Annotated in this window: 1 protein-coding gene and 1 pseudogene; one reads left to right on the plus strand and one right to left on the minus strand. The window is 66.7% G+C overall.

Going from position 1 to position 947, the window contains the following annotated elements; genetic code table 11:
• A pseudogene (locus EN993_RS36225) lies at positions 1–500 on the plus strand (pyruvate/2-oxoglutarate dehydrogenase complex dihydrolipoamide dehydrogenase); the annotation flags it as partial.
• Positions 501–519: 19 nt separating this feature from the next.
• On the opposite strand, the gene EN993_RS36230 reads toward EN993_RS36225, so the two are convergent.
• A partial coding sequence (locus tag EN993_RS36230; RefSeq protein ID WP_348630460.1) for a MarR family transcriptional regulator occupies positions 520–947 on the minus strand: 428 nt, incomplete at its 5' end.

The raw sequence follows: 947 nt of genomic DNA on the forward strand, positions 1-947 counted from the left end.
GCCTCTGGCCGACCAGCGTACCCGGCATCTGGGCGATGGGCGACTGCAACGGCAAGGGCGCCTTTACCCATACTTCCTACAACGACTACGAGATCGTCGCCGCCAATTTGCTCGACAACGATCCGCGCAAGGTCAGCGACCGTATCGAAGCCTATGCGCTCTACATCGACCCGCCGCTCGGCCGTTGCGGCATGACCGAGGCCGCGGTGAAGAAATCCGGCCGTCGCGCGCTGGTCGGCCAGAGGCCGATGACCCGCGTCGGCCGCGCCGTCGAAAAGGGCGAGACGCAGGGCTTCATGAAGATCCTGGTCGACGCCGACACCAGGGAGATCCTCGGCTGCTCGGTCCTCGGCCCCGGCGGCGACGAGGCGGTGCATTGCGTGCTCGACCTGATGTACGCCAAGGCCCCGGTCGACACGCTGGCGCGCGCCGTGCACATCCACCCGAATGTCTCGGAGCTGTTGCCGACCATTGCCCAGGAACTCAAGCCGCTGGTCTGAGGCCCGGGCTTCTGGCCGGTCAGCCCAGTTCGCTCAACATCGCCTCCAGCCGGCCCAGCAGAAGCACGGCGCCATTCAGTTCGCTATCGCCAACGTCCTTGAGCAGATCGGCCCGCAGCACCGACAGCAAGCGCTCGATCTCGGTCACTCGGCTGCGGCCGGCATCGGTCAGCGACAGGATCTTGGCCCGCCGGTCGAACGCGTCCTCGGTGCGCGTCACCAGCCCTTCCTCGACCAGCAGGTCGACGATGCGCACCAGCGACGGTCCCTCGAAGCCGAGATGATCGGCAAGCACGCCCTGGCGGAGATTGTCGCCGAGCCGCGACAGCATCACCAGCGGCATGGCGGTGGCATGCGATAGGCCGCAATCGTCAAGCGCCTTGTCGGCCGCGCGCCGCCACAGCCTGGCGACTGATATAACGAGTTGGCCAAACCTGGCACGATCCG

This window comes from Mesorhizobium sp. M7D.F.Ca.US.004.01.2.1, from assembly GCF_003997785.1.
GTDB lineage: Bacteria > Pseudomonadota > Alphaproteobacteria > Rhizobiales > Rhizobiaceae > Mesorhizobium > Mesorhizobium loti.